The sequence below is a fragment of the Flagellimonas marina genome, from assembly GCF_042651185.1.
GTDB classification, from domain to species: Bacteria; Bacteroidota; Bacteroidia; order Flavobacteriales; family Flavobacteriaceae; genus Flagellimonas; species Flagellimonas marina.
On record NZ_JBHSCL010000018.1, the window covers coordinates 1 to 1865 of the forward strand.

The 1865-nt window shown below is 39.7% G+C and carries 2 protein-coding genes; both read right to left on the reverse strand.

From position 1 onward, the window contains the following. Positions 1-542: carboxypeptidase-like regulatory domain-containing protein (locus ACFOWS_RS19010; RefSeq protein WP_379768163.1), on the reverse strand; the 542-nt coding region annotated here is incomplete at its 3' end. Between the two features lie 149 nt (positions 543-691). Next, positions 692-1865 (reverse strand): FecR family protein (locus ACFOWS_RS19015; RefSeq protein ID WP_379768166.1); only part of this gene is annotated, 1174 nt, incomplete at its 5' end.

Sequence of the window (1865 nt, forward strand, 5' to 3'; positions counted from 1 at the left end):
ATACTACCGTTCCCCTGAACTGGAATTTCTTGAGTTTCAAAACCGATGTAGGAAACCGCCAAAACTGCGTTTTGGTCCCGAACAGTCAATGTAAACTTGCCATCAAAGTCCGTCTGGGCACCATTTTGCTCCCCTTTTTCAATAACATTGGCCCCAGGCAGGGGGACTCCAGATTCATCCAAGACCGTACCGGACACCTGGAACCCTTGTTCGGTGTTCTCGCTAATGGAGGCCTCTGTTTCTTTTACAAGTAAAACAGTATGACCATTGGTGATTTTAAAATCAAGTCCATTTTGGGACAGGACTTTGTTTAGAAGCTCCGATATTTTGGTTTCACCCTTTTCAACTTTGATCTTGGGTGAATTTAAAAACAGTTTTCTGGGATATACAAAGTTATAATCCGTCTGTTTTTTAAGAATATCAAATACTTGATCTGGTGTTAATTCCTGATTCTCTTCCAAGTAAATGGTTTCTTGTGCAAGCGTGTCATTAGTTGGCAGACAAAATGCCATGGTACTCATGAGAAAAACCAGGATCTTCATGCTGTTTAGCAAGATTCGCTTTAAGTGTGCACAAGCGAACCTTTTCAGATTTAATTTCATAAATTTGTTTGGTATTAGTTAGTTAATTAATTAATGCGCGTACAGGGGAGCGGGAATGACACTGCCAAATGTTCTGATCGCTCCTTTTTTTATTCTAAGATGAGTCCATTTTTTTCAATTTTATAAGCTTTAATGATTCCTAAATTTTTAAAGTTTTCCATGATTTCGGATAAATCCTGATTTTTCCTCATAACACCGACAAACATTTCACCGGTATCGATATCTCCACGATATTCCACGTTAAAATCATACCATTTTGATAAGACGCGGATGATTTCTTCCAAGGATTCATCCTTGAATGAAAAGATCCCATCTTTCCAGGCGGTTTCATCATATACATCCACAGTTGCAATGGTATAAGTCCCTTTCCCTTTGTTCATACTGAATTGCTGATTGGGCAAGAGAATATGGTTCTTGTCCGAAACATTCAATTGTATCTTTCCTTCAACCAAGGTAGTTTTTATGTTCTCTCCATCCCCATAATCCCTCACATTGAACTCGGTGCCCAAAACCTCAATGGTCTGATACTGATTTTCAACATAAAATGGTAATCCATCATGATTTTCTGCAGAACTGACATCAAGGTAAACCTCACCGTAGTTCAATGTAAGGAAACGTGGTTTGTCCACTTCAAACTTTACCGGGTATACGATTTGTGTTTCTGAATTGAGCCAAACGATCGTTCCATCGGACAGTTCAACATTAAACTGCCCTCCTCGTGGCACCGTAAGGGTATGATACGCAATCTCCTGTGCACTGCTTTCACCAGAGGCATATTTATATTTCAATGTTTTGCCATCACTGGCGACCTTATCACTGTTAAAGTCAACATCGTTTTCCAAAGCCACACTGGACCCATCTTCCAGTGTCAATATAGCTTTATCGCTTCCTGGGCGAATGTCATTTACAGGGTTTGATCTTTCGATGCCCACAACTTCCTCAGAAGGAGAGTTCCAGTTATCATACACAAAATACATGGACAGGGACAATCCTACTACTACTAGCGAAGCTGCAACTTTGTGGAACGGGAATTTTTTGGCCCGTTCCCTTCGAACGTTCTTCAGGAAAACCCTTTTAGCTTTTTCAAGATCGTAATCCCCCATTAAATCATTTGCTATTGCATTTGCCTTAATAAATTCATTGAACTCAAATTCGTTGTCAGGGTTATCTATCCAAAGCTCCAACGACCTTAAATCGTCTATGTTAGCTTCCTTATTGAGAAACTTTGTGAGCCATATGTAAGTTGGATTATCCAAAACTTTC